Annotated in this window: 2 protein-coding genes; both read left to right on the top strand. The window is 45.5% G+C overall.

Annotated features, from left to right (window positions below):
- Nucleotides 1-124 precede the first annotated feature (124 nt).
- Nucleotides 125-586, top strand: coding sequence for a DUF6678 family protein (locus ACF8D4_RS19670; protein WP_392466523.1), 462 nt, complete (start codon nucleotides 125-127; stop codon nucleotides 584-586).
- Nucleotides 587-1,068: 482 nt separating this feature from the next.
- Nucleotides 1,069-1,434: a hypothetical protein gene (locus ACF8D4_RS19665; protein WP_392466520.1), complete on the top strand. Its 366-nt coding sequence runs from the start codon at nucleotides 1,069-1,071 to the stop codon at nucleotides 1,432-1,434.
- Nucleotides 1,435-2,010: the final 576 nt, after the last annotated feature.

The raw sequence follows: 2,010 nt of genomic DNA, 5'->3' as shown, positions 1-2,010 counted from the left end.
GTAGTGCTCAAATCCCCTACCGGTGCTTGAACGCAGACCGAAAGAAGATTAAGTTATTGTTTTACAGTGGGTGGCTTGAGTTTTTGGGGAATCATTATGTCTATGCCTCTGAAGAGTTCGAGTTATGTCCAGTAAAGTAAAAGCTCAGGATGAAAAGAGAGATAAACAATGGGATCGTTTAGATTCGATTATCTCTCGGAACTTTTCCGCTTCATATATGAGCAATGCTAAGTGGGTAAAGCTTTTCAAAGCAACTTGCTCATTGTACCCGAGTGTTAGTGAGATCAATTATAAACTTGTCCATTCAGGTGATGTAAAGTCTTCCATTATTGAGCAATACGAAGAACAAATTGATGAGCACTGGTTTATCGAGCCATCAATATACAAAGAGATTGAATGGATAGAATTTACATTTGATCTAAATCCAAAGCTTATAGAGTTTGTAAAAATAATTGACCAGTTAGGCAAATATGAAATTCAGCATACAACTACTGGTTTACGGATAATGGGCTATGCAAAGGCATTACAAGGCGCAGCAACGGACTGGCAAAGCTGTGCGCGGCGTTGGTGCCCAGAGGAGTTATGAGTATAAATCTAGAAAAGCACCGAAGAATGGAATTACGTAAGGCTACGGGAACTCGTGTTATTAGTCCGCCCAAGCCGGTTTCATTCCATCGCGGCCCCGAATACTTGGTTGCTCATGCATGCTTCAACTGCCGAAAAAGTTACAAAAGGCCTGTTGAGTACTCTGATAAAGAGCCAACTCCATGTCACCCATGCCCAGATTGTGGCGAATGTATGCATGAGATGGGGCGTAGCTTCAAGGCACCGAAGGCAGGTGATAAGAGGCAGTGGCGTAAGGTACAAATTCTGTTCGCTGCTGGCTTCCGGTTCGTTGGCTGCGGTTCCCATGAGGGTGCGAGGCTGCCCACTGAGCTAAGTGAGTTAGAAGATTTCTTAATCAATAATCAGGTGCATCCGCTAAAGGTAGCAGCACCTAACAATCTAATGCTGCCGGATGGTTACCGCGGTGCGGCAATCGCCGCAAGTTAGGCCGAGGAAGATATTATGAGAATTTGGCTCCTCGCTTTTTTAAGCCTCCTGTTACCAGGTTGCTCTTCGACGAATAAAACTACCTATCAACCTGTTTGTTTTCAATCCGTAGAACAAGCCATAAACATTGGTGAATCTCTGATATCCGCGGGATATTTTGAAAAAGTAAGTTACTGGGTTAACGGAGACCCCAGCATACCTGTTCGTGGGTTGGGTTTGGAATGGGATGGATTCGAACATTCAAAGTATTGTCCCAACGGAGGATATCCTGTCCTCATCTCTTACCTGGATAAGGATGAAATTGGGAATTCTGAATTAGTGATTAAATGGGCTCAAATAGTTTTTAAAAATATGCTTAAGGAACGAGGCATTGAAACGTAACGAGTGACGGTGGCATTCCGTCAATAAGTATTTCGCTAATTGTGATAGCTTTAGCCCATCGGGTTCGATTTTTCATCATGGTATTGAGCGTAACCAACAGCTCTCGCATACAGGCTATCAACGCTACTTAGGGCAGCGGTTATTTCCCGAGGAGGGATTGGTACAATTCTGCAAGAATAGTGTTGCTTGAAGTTGCTTATATTCCCGCAGACATACACCTATTTTCCAGGCGCAGGCGGAACTGTGACCTTCCGAGCCAGGGATGGCGAGGCAGAGCTTACAGGGACGTACTCGCAGCGTGTCACAGGATCGCCTGTGCGAAAAGCGCACCGCAGGTGATTGGCCGCTGCTTAACCACGTTATCTGCGCCAACGGCTGTCGGCGACACCGAGGGGGGAATTAGTGCAATTCTGTTAGCCCTGAGCAGCTTGAAACATCTGAAGTGGTTTGCAGATATGCACATATATTCTAGGCACAGGCGGAACTGTGACCGTCGAAAACAGGGCCGAATTTTGTTCCCGACAAATTCGGCATTTCCTACGTCCTTGTAGGTCAGACGTTTTCGTCGAGGCTACA

The organism is Shewanella sp. YQ_9 (genome assembly GCF_043103185.1).
Taxonomy (GTDB): domain Bacteria; phylum Pseudomonadota; class Gammaproteobacteria; order Enterobacterales; family Shewanellaceae; genus Shewanella; species Shewanella algae.
Note: the sequence above shows the minus strand (reverse complement) of the source record. Positions and strands in the feature narration are given on the sequence as shown.

Bases quoted from the DNA above. Each gene is read 5' to 3' on its own strand.
- ACF8D4_RS19670 (WP_392466523.1), top strand. From the start codon at position 125: ATGTCCAGTAAAGTAAAAGCTCAGGATGAAAAGAGAGATAAACAATGG.
- ACF8D4_RS19665 (WP_392466520.1), top strand. From the start codon at position 1,069: ATGAGAATTTGGCTCCTCGCTTTTTTAAGCCTCCTGTTACCAGGTTGC.